The organism is Tunturiibacter lichenicola (assembly GCF_051013355.1).
In the GTDB taxonomy this organism is placed as follows: domain Bacteria; phylum Acidobacteriota; class Terriglobia; order Terriglobales; family Acidobacteriaceae; genus Edaphobacter; species Edaphobacter lichenicola_F.
The window spans coordinates 99,379-124,610 of record NZ_CP132944.1 but is presented as its reverse complement, the minus strand read 5'-3'; the positions used below and the strand labels follow the sequence as shown (position 1 = coordinate 124,610).

General features: G+C 60.0%; 21 protein-coding genes and 1 pseudogene. 3 read left to right on the top strand and 19 right to left on the bottom strand.

The features are described from left to right. Positions 1-4 precede the first annotated feature (4 nt). The 7 genes and pseudogenes from RBB82_RS00545 to ileS form a co-directional block, all read right to left on the bottom strand. Positions 5-472 (bottom strand): hypothetical protein, encoded by a 468-nt coding sequence (locus RBB82_RS00545; RefSeq protein ID WP_433973173.1) that lies wholly within the window; start codon positions 470-472, stop codon positions 5-7. A 24-nt stretch (positions 473-496) separates the two neighbouring features. Continuing rightward, positions 497-673, bottom strand: coding sequence for a hypothetical protein (locus RBB82_RS00540; protein WP_433973172.1), 177 nt, complete (start codon positions 671-673; stop codon positions 497-499). A 180-nt stretch (positions 674-853) separates the two neighbouring features. Beyond that, a pseudogene (locus RBB82_RS00535) lies at positions 854-1,630 on the bottom strand (tetratricopeptide repeat protein); the annotation flags it as partial. A 457-nt stretch (positions 1,631-2,087) separates the two neighbouring features. Further along, a complete protein-coding gene (locus RBB82_RS00530) occupies positions 2,088-2,567 on the bottom strand; it encodes a hypothetical protein (RefSeq protein WP_433973171.1) in 480 nt (159 codons plus the stop codon). A 348-nt stretch (positions 2,568-2,915) separates the two neighbouring features. Beyond that, entirely contained in the window at positions 2,916-5,909 is a 2,994-nt protein-coding gene (uvrA, locus tag RBB82_RS00525) for an excinuclease ABC subunit UvrA (RefSeq protein ID WP_433973170.1), read from the bottom strand. 24 nt (positions 5,910-5,933) lie between these two features. Further along, on the bottom strand, positions 5,934-6,476 hold the full coding sequence (gene lspA, locus RBB82_RS00520) for a signal peptidase II (RefSeq protein WP_433973169.1): 543 nt from the start codon (positions 6,474-6,476) through the stop codon (positions 5,934-5,936). After that, a complete protein-coding gene (gene ileS / locus RBB82_RS00515; RefSeq protein ID WP_433973168.1) occupies positions 6,476-9,442 on the bottom strand; it encodes an isoleucine--tRNA ligase in 2,967 nt (988 codons plus the stop codon). The genes lspA and ileS overlap by 1 nt, the downstream gene beginning before the upstream one ends. A 301-nt stretch (positions 9,443-9,743) precedes the next feature. Here ileS and RBB82_RS00510 point away from each other — a divergent pair, with 301 nt between their 5' ends. Further along, complete coding sequence (locus RBB82_RS00510; RefSeq protein WP_433973167.1) at positions 9,744-10,823, top strand: energy transducer TonB; 1,080 nt, start codon at positions 9,744-9,746, stop codon at positions 10,821-10,823. Positions 10,824-10,890: 67 nt separating this feature from the next. Here the strand turns inward: RBB82_RS00510 and RBB82_RS00505 are convergent, their stop codons facing one another. The 5 genes from RBB82_RS00505 to RBB82_RS00485 all read right to left on the bottom strand — a co-directional run bounded on the left by RBB82_RS00505 (position 10,891) and on the right by RBB82_RS00485 (position 15,958). Further along, complete coding sequence (locus tag RBB82_RS00505; protein ID WP_433973166.1) at positions 10,891-12,597, bottom strand: methyl-accepting chemotaxis protein; 1,707 nt, start codon at positions 12,595-12,597, stop codon at positions 10,891-10,893. A gap of 115 nt (positions 12,598-12,712) precedes the next feature. Next, positions 12,713-13,048 carry an energy transducer TonB gene (locus RBB82_RS00500; RefSeq protein WP_433973165.1) on the bottom strand — a complete coding sequence of 112 codons (336 nt, stop codon included), beginning with the start codon at positions 13,046-13,048 and terminating at the stop codon, positions 12,713-12,715. Positions 13,049-13,095: 47 nt separating this feature from the next. Continuing rightward, positions 13,096-13,713: a class IV adenylate cyclase gene (locus RBB82_RS00495; protein ID WP_433973164.1), complete on the bottom strand. Its 618-nt coding sequence runs from the start codon at positions 13,711-13,713 to the stop codon at positions 13,096-13,098. Between the two features lie 41 nt (positions 13,714-13,754). Further along, positions 13,755-14,789, bottom strand: a complete 1,035-nt coding sequence (locus RBB82_RS00490) for an L-threonylcarbamoyladenylate synthase (RefSeq protein WP_433973163.1) — start codon at positions 14,787-14,789, stop codon at positions 13,755-13,757. Beyond that, a complete protein-coding gene (locus RBB82_RS00485; RefSeq protein WP_433973162.1) occupies positions 14,786-15,958 on the bottom strand; it encodes an ATP-binding protein in 1,173 nt (390 codons plus the stop codon). Before RBB82_RS00485 ends, RBB82_RS00490 begins: the two co-directional genes overlap by 4 nt. Positions 15,959-16,437: 479 nt before the next feature. Here RBB82_RS00485 and RBB82_RS00480 point away from each other — a divergent pair, with 479 nt between their 5' ends. Beyond that, complete coding sequence (locus RBB82_RS00480) at positions 16,438-17,751, top strand: carbohydrate porin (RefSeq protein ID WP_433973161.1); 1,314 nt, start codon at positions 16,438-16,440, stop codon at positions 17,749-17,751. A 9-nt stretch (positions 17,752-17,760) separates the two neighbouring features. Here the strand turns inward: RBB82_RS00480 and RBB82_RS00475 are convergent, their stop codons facing one another. After that, on the bottom strand, positions 17,761-18,522 hold the full coding sequence (locus RBB82_RS00475) for a CAP domain-containing protein (protein ID WP_433973160.1): 762 nt from the start codon (positions 18,520-18,522) through the stop codon (positions 17,761-17,763). A gap of 167 nt (positions 18,523-18,689) precedes the next feature. On the opposite strand from RBB82_RS00475, the gene RBB82_RS00470 reads away from it, so the two are divergent. Further along, a complete protein-coding gene (locus RBB82_RS00470; RefSeq protein ID WP_433973159.1) occupies positions 18,690-19,295 on the top strand; it encodes a hypothetical protein in 606 nt (201 codons plus the stop codon). An 81-nt stretch (positions 19,296-19,376) separates the two neighbouring features. On the opposite strand, the gene RBB82_RS00465 is transcribed toward RBB82_RS00470, so the two are convergent. The 6 genes from RBB82_RS00465 to RBB82_RS00440 all read right to left on the bottom strand — a co-directional run bounded on the left by RBB82_RS00465 (position 19,377) and on the right by RBB82_RS00440 (position 25,206). After that, positions 19,377-20,840, bottom strand: coding sequence for a cytochrome P450 (locus RBB82_RS00465; RefSeq protein ID WP_433973158.1), 1,464 nt, complete (start codon positions 20,838-20,840; stop codon positions 19,377-19,379). 135 nt (positions 20,841-20,975) lie between these two features. Then, entirely contained in the window at positions 20,976-21,653 is a 678-nt protein-coding gene (gene tmk, locus RBB82_RS00460; RefSeq protein ID WP_433973157.1) for a dTMP kinase, read from the bottom strand. A gap of 365 nt (positions 21,654-22,018) precedes the next feature. Beyond that, positions 22,019-22,378 (bottom strand): hypothetical protein, encoded by a 360-nt coding sequence (locus RBB82_RS00455; RefSeq protein ID WP_433973156.1) that lies wholly within the window; start codon positions 22,376-22,378, stop codon positions 22,019-22,021. Between the two features lie 329 nt (positions 22,379-22,707). Next, positions 22,708-23,544: a response regulator gene (locus tag RBB82_RS00450; RefSeq protein ID WP_433973155.1), complete on the bottom strand. Its 837-nt coding sequence runs from the start codon at positions 23,542-23,544 to the stop codon at positions 22,708-22,710. Between the two features lie 75 nt (positions 23,545-23,619). Then, positions 23,620-24,636, bottom strand: coding sequence for a UDP-3-O-(3-hydroxymyristoyl)glucosamine N-acyltransferase (lpxD, locus tag RBB82_RS00445; RefSeq protein ID WP_433973154.1), 1,017 nt, complete (start codon positions 24,634-24,636; stop codon positions 23,620-23,622). 30 nt (positions 24,637-24,666) lie between these two features. Beyond that, complete coding sequence (locus RBB82_RS00440; RefSeq protein WP_433973153.1) at positions 24,667-25,206, bottom strand: DUF6982 domain-containing protein; 540 nt, start codon at positions 25,204-25,206, stop codon at positions 24,667-24,669. Positions 25,207-25,232: the final 26 nt, after the last annotated feature.

Genomic DNA, 25,232 nt, shown 5'->3' with positions numbered 1-25,232 from the left:
GTTCCTAGTGTTTGAAGACTTGAGCGAGTAGCTCGTCGTGTACCTGGTCGAGTTGTTTGAGGGTGGCGTTCAGAGTGTCTCGATCTTCGCTGGAGGCCTTATGGAGATATTCGCTGAGGCGGTAGGTGGTGTGGTGCATGAGCTGTTCAGCGTTTTTGAGGCGCTTGGTGTTGCTGGCGAGATCCATATGGATGAGCTGGGCGTAGGCGTTGACCTGCTTGAGGGTGGCGCTGGCCTGATCGACATCCCCATCTAGCATCTCCTTGCCGGCCATTTCGGTCATGACGTGGACGAGCTCGGCGTAGAGGAAGCATTGGTCGCGTGGGCCTGCCTGCTGGGCTTTGAGTTGGAGCTGGATAAGACCTTGCGCGTCTGGAAGATTTTCGTTCGCTGCAGCGGCGCGGGCAGATGTGGGGGTGAAGAGGAGCAACGGCAGGAGAAGAAGAGCGGCGGGATGACTTATCAGTCTCATACGCACCTCTAAGGGAGCGCTTGCCTACTTCGTGTGTTCGAGGGTGAGAAGGCGGTGGCGGGCCTCCCACTCCTCATCCGGAAATTGGCCGTTTGCCACGGAGAGGAACTGTTTGTACAGGTCGGTCGCCTGTTTGGTGTGGTGCAGCTTGTCATGCGCAGTTGCCGAGAGGAACAGAGACGACGGTGACTGTGGCAGCACTTTATCACGAATATCTATCGCTTGCAAGGTGGTAGTGGGGTCGTTGTTTGCGGAGGCGGCGAAGGCAAGGTGGCTGGCGGCCTGGGCGAGATCGTTTTTGTTTGGAAAGGCTTCCGGCCGGGCAATGGCGCGCTTGAGGAGGGACTCGGCGGAGGCGAAGTTTTTGAGGTGAATCTGGACGTCGGCGGCATCGTCGAGGAGGGTGGGGTCTTGCGGAGATTGGGCGATGAGGGCGGCGTAGAGGGGGGCAGCCTCATCGTACTGCTGGTTGTGGCTGTAGAGCCGGGCAAGCAGGCGGGTGAGGGCGGCGTCGTTGGGATGGGCGGCGTGGAGCTTGATCGCAATGGGGATAGCCTGGGTAGTTTTGCCTTGTTGCTCGTAGAGGCTGGCTAGCTGGGCGTTGAGGGTTGGGTTGTCGGGGTCGTTGGCGAGGGCTGCTGTGAGGAGAGCTTCGGCCTTGTCGGGCTGTTGCTGGTGCAGGAGGAGGTGGGTGAGGGCGGCGGTGGCGTCGTGGTTTTGCGGGTCGACGGCGAGGAGGCGGCGATAGGCCAGCTCTGCGGCGGTGGTGTCTCCTGACGCTTCGGCTAACTCTCCGGAGAGGAGGATATCCTCGGCGGTCTCAGGGGAGATCTTGAGGGCGGAGAGGAGGTCATCGCTGGCTGCGGCGGGGTTGGTGGGCTGATCGACGCGGGCGAGGGCGCGGTAGGCGCGGGCTTTGAGTGGCTGATTGTCGGTGGTGAGGGTGGTGGCTTTGAGGAGCTCGGCGTGGGCGTCGGTGAGCCTGCCGGTGCGGGCCAGGAGGAGGCCGAGGGCTAGGTGGGGGTCGAAGTAGGTTGGGTCGGCGGTGATTGCGCGACGGTAGGTGGCTTCGGCCTCGGCGGTTTGGTCGAGCGCGTCCTGGGTGAAGGCCAGATCGTAGAGGAGGTGGGCGTCGGTGGGATTTTTTGCGGCGAGGGTGGTGAGGAGTTTGAGGGCGGTGGGGTAGTCCTGCTTGTCGAGGGCTTCGTTGGCCTGGGTGCGGAGGGGATCTTGGGGGGCTGTTTTGGGGGGGGGCGGTGGTGTCGATGGTGCCTGCGGGGAGTTGGGCGTGGGAGAAGCCGGAGGTGAGCAGGAGGGCTAAAAATATGTAGGACGGCGCGGTGGGGAGTATGCTATGGAGCAAACTTCGGTGCGTCAGTCTGTTGCTTGCGGCGTGGTGCATTGCTGGTACTCCCCCTCGTGCCCTAAGGTGTGCAAAGTATTCCATCTTGATACTTTAGGGTTTGACGTCCTATGGTTCGTTAAGTACGGAAGCCCGGCCTGGAATGGCCGGGCTTCGACTTTGTTTCCCTAAGTTAATGATAGCAGGCCAGTCAAGACCTGGATGCGAAGCGGTGGTTTGTCCCCTCTTCAAGAAACACTGGTGACCGAGACGTTATCTGACTCTTTTGCCTGTCGCGATGGCTGCGTTGCCCTCCACGACCTGGTGAATCTCGTTGCCGTGTTGGACTACTACGAAATAGACCACCAGAGGAGGAGCGGGACTTGAGGGGATGGTGATCGTTGCTTTTCCTGTGCAGTCTGCGTTGACGGTGTAGGTGCCGCTGCCAGGTCTCCAGGCTTCGGGAGGCACGTTACCGCCAATAACAACGTGATCGAGCTGGGTTATATGACCGTTGCCGTCATAGCTTTGAAGGACGACTCCGCGGACCTCAATGCCGTTGCCGGGAATATTGAGAAGGCCTTCGATCGTGAGGCCGTAATCGCCGTGAAGAGTTTGATTCGAGCAGCCTCTTTCATCTTCTCTATCGTTGCTATGCGCGGCCGAGGCTTTGGAAGTTACTGCGGCTAAAGCGCAGGCGAGCGCGATGGGCATCGCTATCGTCGTTCGTTTCGAAAAACGTAGACTTGGCATGTTTTTGTACCTCTCTTTGCACTGATCGTTCGCAAGGTTGTCGAAGGAAAGGTTGTTCAGAACCTGTCCAACTATCTGGGCAACAATCGACTCGAGAGGTCCGCGGTGCAAGAGCCCGAATCTGATGGTGTGCGCCGATTCGAACCAATGCTCTTAGTTCTGAACGGCGTCGCTAAAGTTGTAAGGTGTGGATGGCCCCAAGACAGGCGAAAGGACCTAGACAAGTCCCGGACACGTTACTCCAATTGCGAGTAACAAGCCAGTTTGTCGCGTGCGTCTTTGTGAGTCTGCTAAAGCCTTTGCATTGAGAAGTACGCTGAGCGGTTTGGTCGAAACGTATTGGTCCGACTAAATCGCGACCTGAAGTTCCGGCTCGGATTTTACGGATGGCAGGTTGAGGACCGGGGCCAGCCAGTGGCCAGTGTGGCTGGCGGGGTTGGCTGCTATCTCCTCAGGGGTGCCGGTGGCTACGATCTGGCCGCCTCCGCTGCCGCCTTCGGGACCCATGTCGATGACCCAGTCGGCGGATTTGATGACGTCGAGGTTGTGTTCGATGACGAGGAGGGAGCCGCCGCCTTCGATGAGCTTGCGGAAGGCTGCGAGGAGCTTGGCGACGTCGTCGAAGTGGAGGCCGGTGGTGGGCTCGTCGAGGATGTAGAGGGTGCGGCTGCGGGCCTTGGCTGCGGCTTCGTTGGTGGTGCTGCGGTTGGTTATCGAGCGGGCGGTGGCCAGGTGCGAGGCGAGTTTGACGCGCTGGGCTTCGCCGCCTGAGAGGGTCGTGGCGGACTGGCCTAGACGCACGTAGCCGAGGCCGACCTCGTCGAGGACGTAGAGCTTGTCGACGATCTTGGGATGGCCGGCGAAGTAGACGAGGGCTTCCTTTACGGTCATGTTTAGGACGTCGTGGACGTTCTTGCCCTTGTAGCGAATTTCGAGGATGGATGATTTGTAACGTGTACCGTTGCATTCTTCGCAGGGGAGCTCGATGTCGGCGAGGAATTGCATTTCGACGGTGACGGTGCCGTCGCCTTCGCAGACGTCGCAGCGGCCGCCGGGGACGTTGAAGGAGAAGTGGCCTGGGCCAAAGCCTCGGCGCTTGGCGTCGGGCTGTGCAGCGAAGAGGGAGCGGATGTCGTCGAAGGCCTTGATGTAGGTGACGGGATTGGAGCGCGGGGTGCGTCCGATGGGTGACTGATCGACGAGGATGACGTCGTTGAGGTGCTGGGTGCCGGAGAGTTCGCGGTAGAGGTGTGCGGGGTCGGCACCTTCGGTCTGGCCGAGGGCTTGCATCAGGCCGCGATACAGAACTTGGTGGACGATTGTGGATTTGCCGGAGCCGCTGACGCCGGTGACGCAGCAGAGGAGGCCGAGCGGGATGTCGAGGTCGACGCCGCGGAGGTTGTGAATGCGAGCGCCGGTGAGCTTGAGGTGCTCGCGGCCTGGCTCGCGGCGGTGTTTCGGGACAGGGATCGTCGCGCGGCCGGAGAGGTATCTGCCGGTGATGGAGTTTGGGTTGGCAGTGACTTCGGCTACGGTGCCAGAGGCGAGGAGTTGGCCGCCAAGTTCGCCGGCGCCGGGGCCGAGGTCGAGGAGATGGTCGGCGGCGCGGATAACGTCGGGGTCGTGCTCGACGACGAGGATGGTGTTGCCGAGGTCGCGGAGGTCTTTCATGATGCCGATGAGCTTGGCCGTGTCGCGGGTGTGGAGGCCGATGCTGGGCTCGTCGAGGACGTAGAGTGCGCCGACTAAACGCGAGCCTAGTGAGGTTGCGAGCTGTATGCGTTGGGCTTCGCCGCCGGAAAGCGTGGAACTGAGGCGGTCAAGGGTGAGGTAGTCGAGGCCAACCTGATGGAGAAAGTGGATGCGCTGACGGACCTCTTCCAGAATCTTTCCGGCGACTTCTAATTGTGCCTGTGATAGTTGCAAATTATCGAAGAACTGTTGGGCTCCGGTGATGGTGAGGGCAGAGGTTTCGCAGATGTTCTGGTTGTTGATCAGAACGGCGCGTGCTTCGGCGCGGAGGCGCTGGCCGCGGCAGTCAGGGCAGAGGGCGTAGCCGCGATATTTTGAGAGGAAGACGCGGACGTGGAGCTTGTATTTTTTGCGTTCGAGGGCGGCGAAGAAGCCGCGGATGCCGGGGAAGGTGCCGTTGCCGTCTTCGATGAAGGCTTGCTGCGCGGACGTGAGGTCGTACCAGGGGACGTCGGTGGGGATGCCTGCGGCTTTGGCGGCGCGCTTCATCTCGCCGTGGTGGGGGCGGTATTTTGTGGTGGTCCAGGGGGCGATGGCGCCCTCGTCGAGAGTTCTGGACTTGTCGGGGATGATGAGGTTGGGGTCGAAGTCGATGGTGTTGCCGAAGCCCTGGCAGCGGGGGCAGGCGCCGTAGGGATTGTTGAAGGAGAAGAGGCGCGGTTCGGGTTCGCGGTAGGCGCGATGGCAGGTGGTGCATTCAAATGCTGCGGAGAAGCGGATCTTTTGTGCTTCGGCTTCGCCTTCGCGTGGGACTGTGTGGAATTGCACTTCGCCGGATTCGCGGTAGCCGGTCTCGATGGCGTCTACGATTCTGGCGCGGCTCTCGGGACCGATGGAGAGGCGGTCGATGAGAGCGAAGATGGGCTGGGTGAAGTCGAGTTCGAGGAGGGACTCGGGGGTGGAGAACTCAACTATTTTTCCTGACTGGTAGAGGCGGTTGTAGCCGCGTCGGCGGAGTTCGGTGAGGCGGTCTTTGAGTGTGTCGGTTAGTGTGAGGGCTTCGATAGAGGCGGACTTTGCGGATTTTTTTGCTGCGGTCTTCTTGGGATTCTTTGGCTTCGGAGCTTCAACCTCTGCGTCGGGCGTGGCGATCTGCATCGGCTCGAGTTTGACCTCGGCGCGGACGATGGGGAAGAGGACGTAGGTGCGGGTGCCTTCGGGGAGGGCGAAGAGGGTGGTGATGATTTCGTCGACTGTGTCGTGCTTGACGATGCCGCCGCAGTGCAGGCAGGTGACGGTACCACAGCGTGCGTAGAGGAGACGGAGGTAGTCGTAGATTTCGGTCGCGGTGGCGACGGTGGAGCGGGGATTGCGCGTTTGATTTTTTTGTTTGATCGCGATGGCGGGGGCGAGGCCGTCCATGAAGTCGACGTCAGGCTTCTCGATGCGCTCGAGGAACTGGCGGGCGTAGGCGGAGAGGGATTCGACGTAGCGGCGTTGGCCCTCGGCGTAGACGGTGTCGAAGGCGAGCGAGGATTTGCCGGAGCCGCTGACGCCCGAGACAACAGTGAGAGCGTTGTGTGGGATGTCGACGTCGATGCCTTTGAGGTTGTGGGTTCGGGCGCCGCGGATTGTGATCTGGTCATTCATAGGGGACAGGATTAGGGAGAAGGCTTAGGAGTCGGTTGGTTGGGGGCGGAAGATTTCGAGGAGGAGGAGGCATGCGCCTACAACGATGCAGCTGTCGGCTACGTTGAAGTCGGGCCAGTGATAGTGGTAGATGCGGACTTCGAGGAAGTCGACCACGTACCTGTATTTGACGCGGTCGTAGAGGTTGCCGAAGGCTCCGCCGAGGATCAGGGCAAGAGCTACGGTGCTGAGGGAGAGAGTGCGGCCTACTCGCCAAAGCATTGCGAGGAGAACCAGAACCGCGATAACTGAGAAGGCGATGAGGATGTAACGGACTGTGTCGGGCGATGCGGTTTCGGCGAACATGCTGAAGGCCGCGCCGGTGTTGTGGACATCAGAGATGCGAAATACGCCGGGGATGACGGTGTGGGTTTGGCCGTTGGGGAGTTGCTGGACGACGATGTGTTTGGTGATGCGATCGAGCAGGATGACGCCGGCAGAGATGGCGAACGCGAGGCCGCGTTGATCGCGGACTTTGTCGGTTGATGGTGCGGTGGTTTCGTAGGCTGTCTTGTTCGTTGAGGACATCAGGCTTGCTGCTCCGTTGGGGTGCTGGGTGGTGCGTCGTAAGGGGGGAAGTGAATGGCTTCGAGGGCGTCGGCGCAGCGCAGACAGACGGTGGGGTAGTTTGCTTCGCCGCCTACGTCTGTGGTGAAGCGCCAGCAGCGTTCGCACTTGCTGCCTGCGGCAGGCTTGGCCTGAACGTAGAAGGCTCCCTTTGAGACTTCCCCTTCGGTGACGATTGCGTTCGAGATTTCGACCTGGGCCACGCCGAAGAGCTCGGGCAGGATCGATTTGTACTGCTCGAAGACGGGGTTTGGCTGCTCGGCGATAGTGTTGAGCCAGCCTAGGACGATTTGGGTCTCGGAGGGCTTGTTGCTGATGGTCTTTGCGGTGCGAGCCTCTTCTAGAACTTTGAGGACTTCGTCGCGCAGGGTTAGGAGTTGGTCCCAATCCTCATCGAGTTGGCGAGTGCTGCCAGGAACGATCTCGGCCGTAGAAGGAAAGAGGGCGAGGTGGACGCTGTGCTCGCGGTTTTCTACTTTGGGTAAGAGCGCCCAGACCTCGTCGGCGGTGAAGCTGAGTATGGGAGCGATAAGGCGGGTGAGGGTTTCGGCGATGCGCCAGAGGGCGGTCTGTGCGCTGCGTCGGCCGGGATGGTTTGGCGCGAAGGTGTAGAGGCGATCTTTGAGGACGTCGAGGTAGAGCGCGCTGAGGTCGGTGTTCACGAACTCGTTGAGGGCGTGATAGGCGCGGTGGAACTCGAAGTCGTCGTAGGCGGCGCGGATCTTTGCGTCGAGCTCGGCGGTGCGGGCAAGGATGTACTGGTCGAGCGGTTGGAGCGCGGCGAAGGGGAGCGCATCTTTCGTTGGGTCGAAGTCGTGAATGTTGCCTAGGAGAAAGCGCAGAGTGTTGCGCAGCTTGCGGTAGTTGTCGCTGACGCGCTGCATCAGGTTTTCGCTGGCTGCAACGTCTTCGCGGAAGTCGACGGAGGCGACCCAGAGACGAATGATCTCACCGCCGAGGCGCTTGGCGATGTCGACTGGATCGACGCCGTTGCCGAGAGACTTGGAGAAGGCGCGGCCTTGTTCGTCGAGCGTCCAGCCGCTGGTTGCGACCATCTTGTAGGGAGCGTGATTGCGGACGGCGACTGAGGTGAGGAGCGAGGAGTGGAACCAACCGCGATGCTGGTCGCCGCCTTCGGTGTAGAGGTCGGCAGGGGAGTGAAGCTCGGGTTCGAGGTCGAGGACGGCGTGCCAGCTTGCACCGGACTCGAACCAGACGTCGAGGATGTCCATCTCTTTGCGGAACTCTTTGTGGTGGCAGCCGCGGCAGGCGGTTTCGCTTGGGAGGAGCGTGGAGGCTTCGTACTTGTACCAGGCGTCGGCGCCCTCTTTTTTGAAGAGATCGACGATGCTCTTGTTGATGGCTTTGTCGTTGAGTGGCTCGCCGCACTTGTCGCAAAGGAAGACGGCGATGGGAACTCCCCAGATGCGTTGGCGGGAGATGCACCAGTCGGGACGGGTGGCGATCATGTTGGAGATGCGCTCTTCGCCCCAGGCTGGATCCCAGACGACTTGTTTGATCTCGTCGAGGGCGCGCTGGCGGAAGGTGGTGACGGTGCCGTCGGTGGTCATCGGGGTTTCCATGCCGATGAACCACTGCTCGGTGGCTCGGACGATGACGGGGTTGTGGCAGCGCCAGCAGTGCGGGTAGGAGTGTTCGAAGCTGGTGGCGCTCAGGAGCGCGCCTTTTTCTTTGAGGAGTTCGATGATAGGAGCGTTGGATTTGAAGACGGTGAGGTCTTCGTAGGGTTGAGGGACACCACCTCCACCTGCTGCTCCGGTGTTGCGCTGGCGGCCTGCGTTGTCGACGTATTGGATCTCGGGCAGGTCGTAGCGTTTGCCGGTGTAGAAGTCGTCGACACCGTGGGCGGGAGAGGTGTGGACGGCTCCGGTGCCTTGTTCGGCGGTGACGTAGTCGGCGGTGACGCCGAGGATGCTGCGATTTAGGAACGGGTGTTGGAAGGTGGAGCGCTCGAGTTTGCTGCCAGGGAAGAGCGCGACGATGTCGGCCTGGGAGGCTGGCTCGCCGTTGTTTTTGCCGCTCATCAGATTACAGTTGACGATGACGGATGAGAGGAGCGCCTCGGCGACGATGTAGGTGGCGTCGGCGCAGTGGAGGGCGACGTATTCGAGCTGTGGATTGAAGGCTACGGCCTGTGATGCGGGAAGGGTCCACGGAGTTGTGGTCCAGATGATGGTGTTGACGGATTTGTCGGCGAGGGCCGGGTGGATCGTCGCCGGGTCGCTGGTGAGGGCGTAACGAACGTAGACGCTGGGCGACGTGTGCTGATCGTATTCAACCTCGGCTTCGGCGAGCGCGGTGCGGTCGTGGATGCACCAGTAGACGGGCTTGAGGCCCTTGTAGACGAAGTTTTCCTCAAAGAAGTCGTAGAAGGTCTCGACGATGCTGGCCTCGTAGCCGAAGGACATGGTGAGGTAGGGATCGCTCCAGCGACCGAAGACTCCGATGCGCTCGAACTGGCTGCGCTGGAGATCTACATATTTTTGCGCGTACTCGCGACAGGCGCGGCGGACGGCGATAGGATCCATTTCGAGCTTTTTTCGGCCAAGTTGCTCGTCCACTTTGATCTCGATGGGGAGGCCGTGGCAGTCCCAGCCGGGGACGTACGGGGCGTCGAAGCCAGCCATGGTTTTGGTTTTGACGACGAAGTCCTTGATGCACTTATTCAGGGCGTGGCCGAGATGGATGGCGCCGTTGGCGTAGGGAGGGCCATCGTGGAGGATGTACTTGGGCTGTCCGGCGCGGGCGGTGCGAATCTGGGCGTATAAGTCTTGCTGCTGCCACGTTTGGAGGCGGGCTGGCTCGTTCTGCGGCAGATTGGCCTTCATGGGGAAGGTTGTTTCAGGCAGATTGAGCGTGGACTTCAACGCTTTGAGTTCGGGCTTTGTTGGAGTTGCTTCCGGCATTCGTTCCTCTTTGTTCCTGATAACCAACGGTGCTGTTTACGCCAAACTTCTATTGTAGACGGCCAGGGGGGAGTGGCAAACCGGGTGCAAAGGAGACATTCCTATGGTGACTGCGTCCAAGGTAACGAGCGCCGCGTGGTGAATGTTTGTAGAATTGTTGTGAAGCCGTGCTCCTTTTGCTAGCGTTAGACAAGAACCAACGTGAGATTGGAAACGTAAGAATAGAAGCAAAGGCAACGGGCAGGATTTTGGAAGTGGGTGTGCGGTAGCTGCGGCTAACTGCACCGAGGCGAAGCAGCTCATGGCGAATAGTTTATTGACTCCACCACCGCAGGTAGATCCAGAGAGACAAGCGCCGACGTTACGGCCTGCCGATGCTCCGAATCTGAATGAAGAGACAGATGGGTCCATGTGGACGTCGTTCTTCGCAAATCTGAAGGACGCTTTCAGTAAGTCAGATGAAACTCCGCTGCAGCTCGAGTCCAAGCCGGTCGATAGCGACATGGTCATCGAGGAAGAGGGCGTATTCGCTTCTCTTTGGAGCAGCATTCGAGATGTCTTCTTTCCGGTAAAGTTGCCGCCGCTGGTGCTTGAGTCGAAGCCGGTCGCGGTTGTCGATCGGATGAAGACCAAGCAGAATCCTATTGCGACCGGCTCAGCCGTCGTGATTTACGGGTTGATCATTCTGCTGATCGCATTCCTGCTGGCGAAGAAGGTCCAGTTTGCGGCGCCGGTGAAGACGATGACGGTGACGGAGCTTTCGGTTCCACCGCAAGCCCCGCCGAAAGCGCAGGCGATGGGCGGTGGTGGCGGACAAAAAGGCCCGACTCCAGTGACCAAGGGAACGCCGCCGAAGTTTTCTGAGAACCAGCTGGTTCCACCGAAGGCTCCGCCGTTGATTGAGCCCAAGATCCATATCGAGCCGACGATCGACGTGCAAAAAGACGTGAAGATGGCGAGCAGCATACCGCAGATCGGGGTGGCGAACTCGCCGCTGGTCGGGATGTCGATGGGAAATGGAAATGGGACTGGGTTGGGCTCTGGAAACGGCTCTGGCCTCGGGCCGGGTTCTGGCGGAAACACGGGTGGTGGACCGAGACGGATTGGTGGCGGTGTTTCGGCCCCGGTGCTGATTTTTTCGGTTGAGCCCGAGTTCTCCGAGGAAGCCAGAAAAGCTAAGGTCGCGGGAAATGTTCTGGTTAATCTTTGGGTCGATACCAATGGAAACCCAAGCCACGTGCGTGTGATTCGCGGCGTCGGCATGGGGCTTGACGAGAAGGCGATGGAAGCGGTGAGACAGTACAAGTTCAAACCGGCGATGGAGAACGGAAGGCCGGTGCTTGTTGAGCTCAACGTAGAAGTTAACTTCCAGATCTTCTAGGTGCTATTTGTAAAAAGGAAAGAGCCCGCTGCGAGCGGGCTCTTTTTGTTGAACGGATCGTTTATTGTCAGGCAGGTTGAAAGGTGGAGTGACGCTCGGGAACGACGGAGGAGCGGACCAGCCGAGAGTCGGGGGCCGACTTGAGGCTGAAGCGGTCGACCTGCTGTTCGAGTGTGACGGCGGTGGTGCGGAGCGATTCGATTCCAGCAGCTGTAGTGGCCATCTCGGTGAGGTTTTCGTGGCTGAGTGAGTGGATTGCGTGGAGGCTTGCGCTGGACTGATCGGCAGCGGCGGTCTGCTGGGAGGCTGCGATGGCGATCTGGGCGATCATGCGATCGACACGTTCGGCCATGCCGATGATGCGCTCCAGAGCTTCGCCGGCCTGTGTGGTTGTAATGACGCCTTGCTGCACCGTTCCAGTGCCGCTCTCCATGCTGGCGATGGCGGTGAGGGTGCGATCCTGAATGCCCTGGATCATGCTGGCGATCTCTCCAGTGGCCTGGGCGGTGGACTCTGCGAGGCGGCGGACCTCTCCAGCGACGACAGCGAAGCCGCGACCCTGATCTCCGGCTCGTGCGGCCTCGATGGCTGCGTTGAGGGCGAGCAGATTGGTCTTGCGGGCGATCTCATCGATGACGGTGACGATCTGGCTGATGCGGCGAGAGTCGTCGCCGAGCAGGCCAACGGTGGCGGAGGTGTCACTGACAGCGGTTGCGATCGAGTGCATGTTGCCGAGCACCTGCTTGACGATCGTTCCACCCTCGCGGGCTGTTTCGGCTGCGCCGCGTGCGGTTTCGGCAGCGGACTGGGTATGGCGGGAGACCTCGGCGATCGAAGCTGACATCTCCTGCATGGCGGTTGCGGCTTGCTGCGTCTGCTGGCTCTGCTGGTCCATGCGGCGGTGGATCTGATCACTGGCAGTGCCCATGGTGGCGGCATTGCCGGTGATCGTACTGACGGTGCGTGCCACGGTGCCGATGATTCCGGCGAGATTGGACTGCATCTGCTGGACGGCGTTTGCGAGGGCTCCTGTCTGGTCGGTGGTGTCCAGGACTAACGGCTGGCCACTCAGGTCGCCAGCGGCGATTGCATCGGCGCGATGCATGACGAGGTTCAGCGCGTTGCTGATCTTGCGAGCAAGGTAGATAGATACGGTGATGCCAATAAGAGACGCTATGATCGTGCCGAGCCAGAGGACGATGAGAGTGAAGTGATTTGCCTGGCGGAGCTGTGCCTGCTCGTCATTTGCGATGCGGTTCTGGGACTGTGCGATATCCGTAATATTTTTGAAGAGTGTCTTCTCGAGAGGAAGAATCTGGTTTTGGAGTGTGTCGTATGCCAGGGCCGTACCCTGAGGAGTCTTGGACTCATTCGAAGACTCTACCTTCTCTTCAAGGGTCTTAAGAGCGGCCAGGTCGGCATCGAGTGCGCTGAGTCGCGGGGCGTCGGCGCCGAGGTCGAAGTGCATACTTTGCTGACGAAGCGTAGCCAAGGAGTTTTCTGCTTGCTCAAACTCTTCGCGTCGAGCACTGCGATAGGCTGCCGAGGAGCTGGCGTCGGTGCCGAAGAGCATGTAGGACTCGAGCAGACGAACGGTGTCGGTGAAGTGAGAGCGGATATCGCGGCTGGACATGATGACGGGGATACGATTCTCCGTGACCATGTTCGAGAGAGAGTTGGCTTCGTCGATGTATCGGTGAGCGATACATGCGCTGAGAACGGTAGTGGCGACGATAGCGCCAGTCATCAGGAACATCTTGGACTGCAGTTGCATGAGGACCTCGGAGCGATGTTGGAAGAGGAGTGGATAGATCTCCGGTTGTGAGAGTGTCGTCGGGGGAATTCGATTTCAGTCTCGGTTAGGTACGGCGAGAATTACTGCCCGCCGATTACTGGCCGTCGATGTTGAAGTTAACTTCAATCTCTGAGTCAGAAGCCTCCGGACCGGGAGCGAAGCGCCAATGCGTGACCGCGTCCTGTGCGGCTGCGGCGAGAAGTGGGTGGCCTGACTCTACCTTGCTCGCTGAGACGGTTCCGTCTGCCTGAATGGTAACGATGAGGACGACTTTGCCGCCGACATGCATGCGACGAGCCAGTTCAGGATAGGTTGGAGCGGTGCGGGAGACGATAACACGGTGAACGTTGACGGCGAAGGCAGTGCCGATGCAGAGAGCGACGCTTCCGGCAAGGAGAAATGGGCGCGAGGAGCGAAGTGAAATTGCCAAGGGAACCTCCGGGTACAGAGGTTGTATCGGCGCAGTGGGGGAAGGCTTTAGCGGAGGGAGAGGACGGGCGGAGCGATCTCGCTGAAGGTGAGGTTTTCAGCAGGGCTGGCGGTGCGCTGCTTCCAGTCGAGGAAGAGCTTGCCGTAGCTGTCGGTGAGGCAGGTGGCGGGATCGATACTGAGGTCGATGAGAGTCTGGTCGATCCAGGCGGTGGGGCCTTCGAGTTCGATATAGGTGCCGATGGGGGTCTCGTCGATGACGAGATGGGCCAGGATGCTGCCGTCGGGGCCAGTGGCGCAGGACCACTCGGTGCGGTACTTCTCGTAGATGAAGGCCGGATCGTAACCCATCTGATGAAAGATTTCGGCCATGGCGTGGCGATCGGCGACTGTGGTCTCGGTCTCGACGCGGATCTTGTAGCGGGTGGTATCGACGGGTTCCTGCTGATCGGGCAGGCGCTTGTGCGTGATGGTGCAGAGGCTACCGTACTCGCGAATGCGGAGGATCTGACGTTGGGCGCGGAGGTCGCGGTTGGGGGTGTCGTAGAGGGTGTTGTGCTCGAAAGTGCGGGGTGTGACGAGATGAAAACCGAGTGCGGGGAGGAGGGTTTGAAGAGCTTCTGGATCAGTGACGGGGACTTTGAGCTCGATCTCAGAGTTCTGCATGGGTGGAGTATACGGCTGTCGGTCGGTGAAAAACTGGGCAGCTACTTCAATTTTGCAGCTTTTTTAAGGCGGTCGCGGATGGCCAGGCCAAGGCCTTCGGGATTTGGGAGGGGGCAGATGATGGTTGCGACGCCGCGGCGGTCAAGTTCACGGAGACCCGCGAAGAGACTACGGGCGAGGTAGTCTGGATCGTCGATGGAGCCCCAGGGGTAGGTCTCTGTGTGGTTCTTCGATACTGTCCAGCCTTGCGGGAGCATGATGCCGATGGAGTTTTGGCTGGATGTGAGTTGATCCAGCTGGGCGTTGAGTTCTGATTCGTTGGCCACCAGGATGAGGTGGGCACGGGGGGCGTAGTGGCGAATGCCTACGCCGGGCGAGGGAAGACTTTGCGGTTCTGCTGAGGTTTGCTGGGGCGGTTGGTAGAGGGTCACGGCGCCGGCGATGGGTTCGAGCATGGCGGCGGTTATTGCGCCGGGGCGATAGAGGATCATTGGGGATGGATTGGGGTCGAGGACGGTGGATTCTACGCCGACCGTGGTGGGCCCGCCGTCGACGATTGCGTCGATGCGGTGGTCGAGGTCTTCGAGGACGTGAGCGGCTGTGGTGGGGCTGGTGCGCCCGAAGCGGTTGGCACTGGGTGCGGCGATGGGGACGCCTGTCGCTTCGATCAAGGCGAGAGCGATGGGATGGGTTGGCATGCGGACGCCTACGAGGGGTCGTCCGGCGGTGACTGCGTCGGGGATTTTATTTGTGCGGGGCAGGAGGAGGGTGAGCGGACCGGGCCAGAAGGCTTCGATGAGGCGCTCTGCCTGGGGCGGCACTGTTGCTATTTCGTCGAGCATGGCGCGGCTGCTGATGTGAACGATGAGAGGATCCCAGTTAGGGCGATCCTTTGCGGCGAAGATGCTGGCGACAGCTGATGGGTCGAGCGCATTCGCGCCGAGGCCGTAGACGGTCTCGGTTGGGAAGGCTACCGTGCCGCCATTGCGAAGGATCTTTGCTGCGCGAGCGATGTCTTCGGGGTTTGCGGTGAGGCGTTGCGTTGTCCGATCAGGATGGGAGGTTGACTGGCTCATTTTGCTGCCAGTTGTCCGGCGAATGCGTCGAGGGAGAGGTTGCGAAGGAGGTTGCGACGCATACCGCTTTGTACCTGGTCGAGGCCGCGGGAGGCGGATTCGATCCACTCGAAGCTGAGGATGCTGTTGAGGCGGTCGAGTTCGGGGCGGAGGTCGGTGTTCCGGAGGAGTTCGGGGGTGCCTGCGCCGAGGAGGAGGAGATCTTCAAGGAGTAGTGTGAGGCTGCGGAGGAGAGCTGCGGTCTTTTGTTGGCCCTCGGCTCCGGCGCGGTAGGTCTCGGTCATCTTGAAGAGGGCGGTGTGGTCGGGTTCGGCTGTGCCGGAGCTGGCGGCAGCGGCGTTGCGCAGGAAGATGAGAGCGTCGGCGCGGGCAGCGGTGTAGGCTTCGAGGTTGAAGCCGAGGGCCTTGCCAGCGGCTCCCTGGGCGAGACGCGCGATGAGAGTGCGCTGTTTGGCGGGTACGTCGGGGCGGCGGTCGGCTAGGAGCATCTCGATCTCTTCCACTGGCAACGCGCCCAAACGAACAGTTGCGCAGCGGGAGCGGATGGTGGGGAGTAGTTCGCCGGGGTTCTCCGCAAGGATGATGATGTGAACTGTGTCGGGCGGCTCCTCAAGAACTTTGAGCAGAGAGTTCGCAGCCTCCTTCATGAAGTTGGCTGCGGTGAGGATGAAGATCTTGCGTGGGGCTTCGTTGGGGAGATAGTGGGCGCGCTGGATGACGGTGCGGATCTGGCCGAGTTTGATGAGGAGTTGCGGCGGATCTGGCGGGACGATGAGGACGTCGGGGTGCGGCTGGACGAGGACGCGGGTCTCTTTCTTGTCGGTCTCACGAAGTTCTTCGCGTGCGGCGACTGCCTTGTCGACTTCGTCGTCGAGGTCTGCGGCGGTGGCGATGCGGGTGCAGTTGTGGCAGACTCCGCAGAAGCTGGCGAGGGATTGGCCGTTCGACCACAGATCGCGAGGCTGGCGTTCGCACTCGACGGCCATGGTGAGCATGAGGGCGAGGGTGTACTTTCCGGCTCCACTGGGCCCGGCGAGGATGAGCGAGTGGGGAAGACGGCCGGCGGCGATGGCGGTGCGAAGGTGTTCGATGGCGGTGCTGTTTCCGATGAAGTCGTTGAAGGTGGCGGGAAGGGTGGTGAGTGCGGGTTGTGGGGTCTGTGGTGACATCGGCGCTGTCTCCTTTCTCCTCGGATGTGGTCACCCAGGTGGGTACTTTTTGCTGCAAAGTCTGATCGATGCAGGTTACGTCTGGACTTCGAAGTATAAGCCGCTCGTAAAGTCCGTTTCGTTCTGAGCGTTCTGAGACTTCTCTTGCTGAGGTTGTTCCTGCTTCCATGATACCCGTTTGGGAGGGGGTAATACGCCAAGTGCGGGAGGCGCGAAAAGGCGTGCCGTTGCCGGGTTTTGTGCGATCAGCAGAACTCTGAGAGCTTGACAAGGTACTTTGCGGGCGAGTGCCGCGGGCTTTATGTTCATCGGGAACACACGCTAAGAGCCGTGCTTTACCTGAGGATTAGAACAGATACGAGGAAGACAAATAACTTTGCAATGAGCGAATTTCCGGAGGAGAATGGTGACGCTCTTTGACGGATCGTCGCATCATTCTAGTGCCGAGGCTGTCGGCTAGCTCGGCTCTCAGGAGTTCTGTGAACGCGAAGAAGCTTGTAGCAGGGGTTGTTACGTCGATCCTGATGGGGGCTTCGAGCGCTCTTACGGGACAGAGTTCCGACTCGACCATAACGGTAGGAGCAACATCACGAACGAGCCTGTCGCAGCCTCAGGCTATTCAGGCTGTCTTCAGTCGACCGCCACTACAGCAGCAGTTGGACTCGGCTTTGAGCGCGCTGGCAAAGGTTCCGGCTGATCCGCTCTATCAGAGCGACCCTCTGGGGTTCGTCACGCGGCCTGCCGACCGAGGAGCGAGTTGGCTGGCAGAGGCCACGCGGATTCAGTTTGGGGCAACGTACACATTTCTGAATCAGTACGCGACAGTGACACCGAATGGCGTCCGGCATGACCAGGTGAGCGGACGGTTGGACTTCAGTGGAAACTGGGCGGCATATGCGCACGGAAGCACTGCCGGTTCGATTGGCCTGCTCGTTCGTTCGGGTACGAACATCGGGATGAGCCAGCAGTTCAATCTAAGCGATCAGATGGGCTCGGGTATTTTCTTGAACTGTCTGCAGGGCGGTGGAGCACAACGGCCAATCTCTTTGAACATTCTTTATTGGAGACAAGACTTCCTTCATAAGAGGTTGTCGTTCTATGTTGGCAAGCTGCATCCGAACCAGTACATCAGCCTGAGCCTGTTCAATAACGATGAGAGAACACAGTTTTTGAATGGCGAGAACGACGGCAATCTCGCAATTGCGTCGGACGGTACCTACGCTGGTGGAGGAGCGGTGGACTTTCAGATCACGCGGCATCTCTATGTACACAGTCTGGCGATCGACACGGAAGGGGCGCAGCAGAACAACATCAAGACGCTCGCAGACATGAAGTATCTGGAGGCTATGGAGATTGGGTGGTTTTCGGGAGAGGTGGGGAATAAGTATCGAGACTATCGTTTTGTGGTCTGGCGCGATGACACGAAGAACCAGGGAAGCGGCCATGGAGTGGGTTTCGGCTTCGATCATGAGTTTGCGAACGGATGGACGCCGTTCGGACGTTATGGCTTCGCGACCGAGACGGGAACGTCGATCAAACAGACCGATACGATTGGCTTAGCGAATGTTAAGCCTTTCCAGCGGCGCGGCGATATGTTTGGTATGGCTTTTAATTACGTTGAGCCGAATCATCCGGGCAAGCGTCATGAGAGCCTCTTTGAGACGTTTTACCGGCTTCGGTTGACCAAGAGTATTGAAGTTGGTCCTGACTTGCAGGTATCGATTCATCCGATGTACGCGCAGAAGGCTTATGTGAGCACTCTGCTGAATGCGAGGATGCGGATTATTTTTTGAGCGGCTCGGTTAGTAGAGGAGCACGGCTACGTTGTAGGTGGTGAACTGCGGATTGGGCTGCTTGCTGGCGCAGACTCCAACCTCGGCTGAGTAGTATCTGCCGGTGGCGATCTGACGCAAGAGCGCGTCAGGTAACAGGGTTGGGTCCGGGCCGTCCCATTGCACTACTAGTTTTGGAGAGCCTGCTGAACCGCTCGGCATGGTGCAGGTTGCCTGCGCGTCCTGGTTGGATGGAGCGGCGCCGATGCCGTGCTCGAGAAGTATCTGCGAGACGCGCTTGGCGAGCGAGTCGAAGGACTGCACGGGAGCTCGGTGGGAGAAGTCTTCGACGGCGTACAGAAGGCCTTGATGGGCAATGACTGCGATTCCGATTGAGTTGAGATTTGGATCGAGAAGGTTGGCGCGGTGCGTTGGAGTGCTCATCCATGCCTGGTGAATCTGTGCGGGGTCATTGCCGCGTGCGAGATTTTCCGCAATGGTGGTGAAGTGAGCGCCGGCCTGGGCTCCGCGTGTGGGGAGGTCGGGCTCGCCGGGGTATTGGTGCTCGAGGTCGCCTGGTTCGTGGACCATTCGTTGGTCATGAGCGCTGGCGGCGCTGGCGATGGCGCTGTCCCATTGCAGCGGTGGCAGATTGTGTGCGGCGCGGGCTTGATTGGCGAGTTGGACGAGGGTCTTTTCAGCGGGCGATGGCGCGCGCCTGGATGGTGTGCTCTGGCTTGATGCGAGGGGCGCCAGGGTCGTCAGCGCGAGCAGTAGAAGGTGGCTTCGCATTTTGCTCCAGTGTAGTTCGGGAGGCTACCACTTAAGTTCGCCGTCGGTAGAGAGAACTGTCGGGAGATCGCTTGTTGTTTCGGTAGACTCGAAACTCATGGCGCCTTCGATCCGTCTTAATGCTCTGGCGCACCTAGTGAGCCTTCACACTCAAAGGATTCGTGACGATGAGATTGCAGTTCCTTGTTCCATGCCTTGCATTAGCCCTTTCGACAATGGCCGCCGGTGCTCAAGTAGGACTTTATATCAATCCGGTTGCGACACGAATCAGCAACTCCAAGATCGATCCTGATCCTGATCCGTTTGGTTTTCTTGGGGCCAACACCACGTCGCGCACATTTTGGGGGGCAAACATCGGCGGCTACTATGAGTTTTTTCATGGTTCGAAGGCAGATGTGAGCGTCGATTTTCGAGACTCGATCGTGCATGGCAACGGTGCGTCGCTGAATAGCTTTCTTATCGGGGCTCGCGTCTCCGGCAAACCGATTGCGACTTCGTTCGTTCCTTATGCGCAGCTCTCGGGAGGGTTCGGCTCGTCGAAGGCGCCGACAAGTCCAATTCGGCTGAATCGAGGAACGTTTGATATCTATGGGGGCGTGGATTACCGATTCAGCAGCCACGTGGACTTCCGTGCGGTTGAAGTAGGCTATGGGACGGTTTCTACGGTGAATAGCGGCGACTTTGGAGGGCCGACCTCGCTGGGCAGTTCAAAGTTGTTGAACTTCAGCACCGGTCTGGTCTTCCGAATTCCTGTGCCCGGGGTGGCGGAGTAGGCTGCAGCCTTTTCTGTTTCTGGCTTCGCTATCGCATCGCTTCGAGGATGATCTTTTGGGTCATCTCAGCGATTTTTTGTTTTAGCGTGGGTTGAGTTGCATCATCAATGGGCCGCGAGGGCGGAGGGTGATCTTGGCCTGGACGGTGGGTGGTGTCGCGCCGAGGTAGCTCAAGCGCCATCGCTGGGCGAGGGTGGCGATGCTGAAGACGCCTTCCATCCAGGCGAAGCTTTCGCCAATGCATTGACGACTGCCGCCGCCGAAAGGGAAGTAGGTGAACTTTGGACGGGAGGCCTTGTTTTCAGGGGTGAATCGGTCGGGGTCGAAGCGGAGCGGGTCAGGGAAGTACTGCGGGTCGCGACCCATGATGTATTGGCTGAAGAAAAAGTGGGCGCCGGGTGGGATGCGGTAGGGGCCGAGCGTGATGGGCTTGCTGGACATGCGACCCATCGCCCAGGCAGGTGGGTAGAGACGCATGGATTCGGCGAAGATTTGTTCGGTGTAGCGCAGCGCGGGGTAGTCGGCAAGGGTAGGGAGGCGCTGCTGGGTGCCGGTGCCGAGGACAGCATCGAGTTCGGCGTGGAGTTTGGCTTCGATGTCGGGGTTCTGGCTAAGGAGATACCAGGTCCAGGTGAGGCCGTTGGCGACGGTCTCGTAGCCGGCGAGGAAGATGGTGAGGACTTCGTCGCGAACCTGCTCGTCGGACATGCCGATTTGCTGGGTGGCGTCTTCGGATTCGTAATAGCTGGAGAGAAGCATGGATAAGAGATCGCCTCGGCCGGGTTCTCCACGGGCAGCGGCTTCGCGGTGGGCTTCCAGATTTGTCCGGCTTTCGCGAATGAGGCGGTCGACGACGGCGTCGAGGCGGGCTTTGGAGCGGCGGAACTTCATGATGCCGGGGATGGGCAGGTGGAGGACGGATTCGATTCTGGGGAAGGAGACGATGAAGTTGTAGAGGCCCATGATGGTGTTGACCTCATCGTTGATGCTGCGAATGTCGGCGGTGACGTCGGTGTTGAAGAGAGTGCGGGCGACGATCTCTAAGGACAACTGCATGCTGGCGGCTGCGATGTCGATGTGTTCGCCGGGGTGCCATGTCTCGCTCTGATGAGCGGCGCAGGCGACGATCTGGTCTCCGTAGGCTGCGATGCGCTGGCGATGAAAGGCTGGTGCGGCGATCTTGCGCTGGCGCATGTGGATGGGATCGTCGGAGGTGATGAGACCTTCGCCGAGGAGGACCTTCATGCGGCGGACGGTGCGCTCTTTGACGAAGCTGGCGGACTGGGTGACGAGGATCTCGCGGATGTAGTCGGGGTCGTTGACGAAGACGATGGGCGTGCCGAGGAAGCGATACCAGGCGATGTTGCCGTAGGTCTTGCGGAGATATTCGAAGAGGAGGATCGGACTGCCGAGTTTAACCCAGGGTTTGAAGGCGTAGAACTGAAGGGAGCGTTTGAGGCCCGGGGGCATGCTCCAATCGCCGGGAGGGGTGACTGGAGTGCGCGCCTCTGGCGGGGCTTCGAGTGTGGGGGGAGGCGTGGTCATTGGGAACGGGTACGCTCTCGCTTAAGAAGAACACACTTGAGGGCTGGAAGGTTTTTCGCGTACGGTTGCTCGTTCATCGGGTGGAAAGAACGGTGGCTTGCCTTCGGCGGCGTCGAGGCGGTTGATTCTGACAGGCTATTTCGTTGTTGGGGTTGGGATGCGGGCGAGTACGACTTCGTGGATGAGGGTCTGGATGTGGTCGATGGAGGCGTCGTCGCGAACGACGGCGACGCGATTAGATTCTCGGGCGGCGATCTCTTCGTACTTTTCGTAGATACGGCGGTAGAAGTCGTCGGACTCGCGCTCAAAGCGGTTTTCGTCGGTACCCTTTTGATCGACGTGGCGCTGGTTGCGGCGGCGAGCGCGGCGGAGGGAGGATTCAAGTGAGGGAAGGAGGAGGATGGTCAGGTCGGGCTGGAGGTTATCGCAGGCTGCGGCGTGCATGGCCAGAACGCGTTCGCTGCCGAGCTGTCTGCCGCCGCCCTGGTAGGCCTCGGAGGAGTCGGTGTAGCGGTCGCAGAGGACGATGGAGCCTGCATCGAGAGCGGGCAGGATAACCTCGGCGATGGATTGGGCGCGGTCAGCGAACATGAGGGCCATCTCAGCGGCGGGAGCAATAGGGCCGAGAGCGGCTTCGGATTTGGAGTCAAGTAAAACGCTGCGGATGCGGTCGCCGAGGGCGGTTCCACCGGGTTGGCGGAGGGTGACGACGGTGTAGCCCTCGGCTTCGAGTGTAGTGGCGAGGCGGCGGAGCTGAGTGGTCTTTCCGGAGCCGTCGAGGCCTTCGAAGGTGATGAAATATCCGCGCGGCATAACTATCAGCTTATTTTATTTCGGCTTGGTGCACGTTATTTTCGGCTCATCGCAGGTTATTTCGACTTGTCGGATGTTATTGCGGCTTGTCGCAAGTTGCTGCGGCGAAGGGTTTAGAAGAAAGTGTTGGCCAGTCAATCGTAAGAAGGACTATTATGTTGCGCGCTGCGGAAAGCTAGTGCAGCAGAGGGCTCTGAATTATGACAGTTGTCGTTTTTGCAATGTTATTCGCAGTGTTGGCGTTGGGTACCGTGATCCTTTTGATGGCTCGGGCGCATAAGCGTGCCGTTCGGCACAACACGCTGAATGCCGGTACCGAAACACACGGTCGTATCTGACACTGGATCGGCTTGAGGCAGAGGGAATTACCTGCCGGATGTGACGGTAGGCGCGGGTTGCCAGTTGATTCCGGTGAGAGTTATCGCAATGGCTAAAGTACCTTCGGCTCCTTCTTTGAGGAAGGGGCCGTCTGACTTGTGGTCCTGATGGGCGCTGTCGGTGTAGAGAAGCTTCATAGGACCTGAGCCCAGAACCTTAAAGCGATAGTGAAAGTCGGCGCCGGGTGCGAGGTTCTGCGTGCCGAAGCTGGCGCTGGGATAGTCGACTTCGAGGAGTTCGATGGGCTTGTCGGTGCGATTGCTGACGGTGGCCTCGACGTACGCGGAGTGGCAGCCGGTGGTTGCGGTGAGAGATGCAAGGAGTGCGAGGGCAGGCATGAAACGCATAGGGTCAAGGGTATCAGGGCAGGACTGCGGGGCTTCCTCTCGAGCGGGTTCGTTTGGCATTCGAAGAAAAAAAACAACTGCAAGAGCAACAACAGATCCCTACGGGATGACAACAAAAGAACAGGCAACTTCAACTGCAAAAATGCGGGGGTCTCTCCACTGCGCCACTCACGATGAGACTGTGAGTGTCTTCGGTCGAGATGACGAGTGTTTGGGGGGGCGAGAAACAACAGCAAAGGCAACTACAACAGCAGATCCCTGCGGGATGACAACAAACAAAGGGCACGAATTCCTGTTGTCGTTTTTGCTGGGACGGTTATGAAACTGGTTTAGATGAAGGGAAGGAGCTCGGAGGCACGGGCGGGGTGTTTTTCGAGGATGCGTGCGGTGAGCACGGCGCCACTGCGGTTGTCGTGCAGAGTGATTGGAAAGGCGAGGACGCTCCAAGTGTGTTGTTGCTCGTTCGGTCTGGGTTCGCTGAGCAGGCCGCGATGGCTGCGGTCGATGTAGGTCTCGCGGGTGAGGGATACGGCCTGGATGACGTCGCGCCAGTCGCGCATGAGGGCAGAGAGCTCCTGTTGGATGCTGCGGCCGATGAACCAGTCGCGGGTCTGGCCGAGGTATTCGGCTGCAGCGTCGTTGCAGTGCTGCCAGACACCCTTTTCGTCGAAGATCTGAACCAGGACGTCGGAGCCGATGGCCATGGAGATGCGCGAGTAGAAGAAGTCGCGGGCGTCAACGACGACGGGAGCGCCGCGGCGTTTTGCTTCAAGCGAGCTGAGAGCGTCGAGGAGGTCTTCGACGGAGCTGTGGCCTTTGAGGAGATGCATGTCTTCGACGCCGCCGAAGTACTGGTCGAGCGTCGCGGAGAGGATGATGATGGGGACGTGCGGGCGACGACGGCGGAGGAGTGCGGCGACCTCGGTGCCGAACTGGCCCGCTCCGAGATGGTAGTCGAGGACGGCGATGTCGATGTTGTTGAAGAGCTCGGTGGCCTCTTCAATGCTGGCTGCGGGGACACACTCATAGCCGCGCTGCCGGAGGATGGCGGTGCGGAGGTGGAGGTTGATGGGCTCGTCGTCGAGGAGGAGGACGCGGACGGGCTGAGCGGGCGTGCGCTGCATCTGAAGCGTGTTGTTCGAAGCGGTTTCAGGAGGTTCAAACATAGTTTCCTCCAACGCTAGCTTTATACAAGACTAGAGGTAATTCCTTATATACGACTAAAGGCACTCACTGGATGGTTATTTTAGTTTGGATTTTATGTCGCGGAGTAGCTCCGGGAGGCGGTTGAAGAGCGCGACGGAGCGCAACCACTGGCGGTTATCGATGGCAGGGTAGCCGCTGACGATCTTGCCAGGGGCGACGTCGTTTGGGATGCCGCTTTGGGCGGTGGCAATGGCTCCATCGCCTACGGTGCAGTGGCCCGCTACTCCGACCTGACCGGCCAGGATGACGTTTTTGCCGATAACCGTCGATCCGGCCAGCCCAACCTGTGCGCAGAGCAGGGTGTTTTCGCCTACGGTCGAGCCGTGGCCGACCTGGACGAGGTTGTCTACCTTGGCGCCGGCGTGGACGCGGGTTTCGCCGATGGAGGCACGGTCGATGCAGGCGTTGGCCTGGACTTCGACGTTGTCTTCGAGGATGGCCGGGCCCGACTGGAGAATCTTGTACCAGCTACCGTCGGATTGGCGGGCGAAGCCGAAGCCATCGGCCCCGATGACGGCTCCGTTTTGGAGGATAACGTTGTCGCCTAAGCGGCAGTGCTCGCGAACGACGGCGTGGGCGTGGGCGAAGAAGTTGTCGCCGGCCTCGGCGTAGGGGTAGAGGACGACGTGGGGGAGGATGGTGGCGTTATCGCCGAGGATGACGTGGTCTCCGATGACGGCATAGGCACCGATGTGGGCGTTGGCGCCGATGCTGGCGGTGGGGGCGATGGCGGCGGTGGGGTGGATGCCAGGGGCGTAGGTAGGGGGTTGGTAGAAGAGTTCGATGGCGCGAGCGAAGGCGAGGTAGGGGTTTTTGAGGCGGAGGGTGGCGGCGGGGATCTCGGGAAAGTCCGGTTCAACCAAAACCGCCGTCGCCTGAGTGGTTCGGGCGAGCGAGGCATACTTGGGATTGGCCACGAAGGCGAGGTCGCCTGGAGCGGCATCTTCGATACCGGCAACTCGGGTGATCCTGACGGAGGGGTTACCGTGCAGGGTGGCGTCGAGATGATCGGCCAGTTCGGCTAAAGTTACGGATTTCGTGCTGGATTGCATGGGGTGGATTGTAATGGCTGAGGTGGCTCTCTAGTTGGGGCGGGAGTTCGGGGGGATGAGGTTGGCGAAGAGGTCTTCCTGCATGGATGGGACTGAGGCACCTGGGAGCGGCTTGCGGCGCGAGGGGCTGGTGATGACGGCGATGAGCTGGAGTTCGGTGAGGGAGGTGCGGGGGACAAAGATTCGCTGCGTGTTGGAACGGGCGTCGGGTGGGGTGAGGTGAAGGCCGGTATCGTTGATGAGGTCCTCTGCGAGAGTAATGTCGATGGGGGCTAGGCCTTCGAGAAGATCGCCGGAGCGGAAGGTCATGCGGAGCCAAAGGCCCTCGGAGCGGGGCTTGGCGAGGAAGGTTCGCCGGACGAGGCGTTCGGGATTGGCGGTGTCGTTCAGGTTGAACTCGCGGACGTAGCAGATGTGCTTGATGTCGTTGAGAGGAAGGGAGATGACGCGGCCGCTGAGGTCGAGGAGGTCGATGGTCTGGTTGCGGACGAAGGAGGCCAGCGGCAGGTAGCCGGGGAGGGTTTCTCCGGTGAAGCGACGGACGATGACCTTTTTGTGAGCAGAAGACATACGGACTCGCGGATTGTCGCATGGAA

Coding starts and splice junctions, on each gene's coding strand:
- RBB82_RS00490 (WP_433973163.1), bottom strand. CDS start 14,789: ATGAGCCAGTCAACCTCCCATCCTGATCGGACAACGCAACGCCTCACC.
- RBB82_RS00470 (WP_433973159.1), top strand. CDS start 18,690: ATGAGATTGCAGTTCCTTGTTCCATGCCTTGCATTAGCCCTTTCGACA.
- RBB82_RS00530 (WP_433973171.1), bottom strand. CDS start 2,567: ATGCCAAGTCTACGTTTTTCGAAACGAACGACGATAGCGATGCCCATC.
- RBB82_RS00440 (WP_433973153.1), bottom strand. CDS start 25,206: ATGTCTTCTGCTCACAAAAAGGTCATCGTCCGTCGCTTCACCGGAGAA.
- tmk (WP_433973157.1), bottom strand. CDS start 21,653: ATGCCGCGCGGATATTTCATCACCTTCGAAGGCCTCGACGGCTCCGGA.
- RBB82_RS00485 (WP_433973162.1), bottom strand. CDS start 15,958: ATGTCACCACAGACCCCACAACCCGCACTCACCACCCTTCCCGCCACC.
- RBB82_RS00455 (WP_433973156.1), bottom strand. CDS start 22,378: ATGCGTTTCATGCCTGCCCTCGCACTCCTTGCATCTCTCACCGCAACC.
- RBB82_RS00510 (WP_433973167.1), top strand. CDS start 9,744: ATGGCGAATAGTTTATTGACTCCACCACCGCAGGTAGATCCAGAGAGA.
- RBB82_RS00545 (WP_433973173.1), bottom strand. CDS start 472: ATGAGACTGATAAGTCATCCCGCCGCTCTTCTTCTCCTGCCGTTGCTC.
- ileS (WP_433973168.1), bottom strand. CDS start 9,442: ATGCCGGAAGCAACTCCAACAAAGCCCGAACTCAAAGCGTTGAAGTCC.
- RBB82_RS00465 (WP_433973158.1), bottom strand. CDS start 20,840: ATGACCACGCCTCCCCCCACACTCGAAGCCCCGCCAGAGGCGCGCACT.
- lpxD (WP_433973154.1), bottom strand. CDS start 24,636: ATGCAATCCAGCACGAAATCCGTAACTTTAGCCGAACTGGCCGATCAT.
- RBB82_RS00505 (WP_433973166.1), bottom strand. CDS start 12,597: ATGCAACTGCAGTCCAAGATGTTCCTGATGACTGGCGCTATCGTCGCC.
- RBB82_RS00450 (WP_433973155.1), bottom strand. CDS start 23,544: ATGTTTGAACCTCCTGAAACCGCTTCGAACAACACGCTTCAGATGCAG.
- uvrA (WP_433973170.1), bottom strand. CDS start 5,909: ATGAATGACCAGATCACAATCCGCGGCGCCCGAACCCACAACCTCAAA.
- RBB82_RS00475 (WP_433973160.1), bottom strand. CDS start 18,522: ATGCGAAGCCACCTTCTACTGCTCGCGCTGACGACCCTGGCGCCCCTC.
- lspA (WP_433973169.1), bottom strand. CDS start 6,476: ATGTCCTCAACGAACAAGACAGCCTACGAAACCACCGCACCATCAACC.
- RBB82_RS00495 (WP_433973164.1), bottom strand. CDS start 13,713: ATGCAGAACTCTGAGATCGAGCTCAAAGTCCCCGTCACTGATCCAGAA.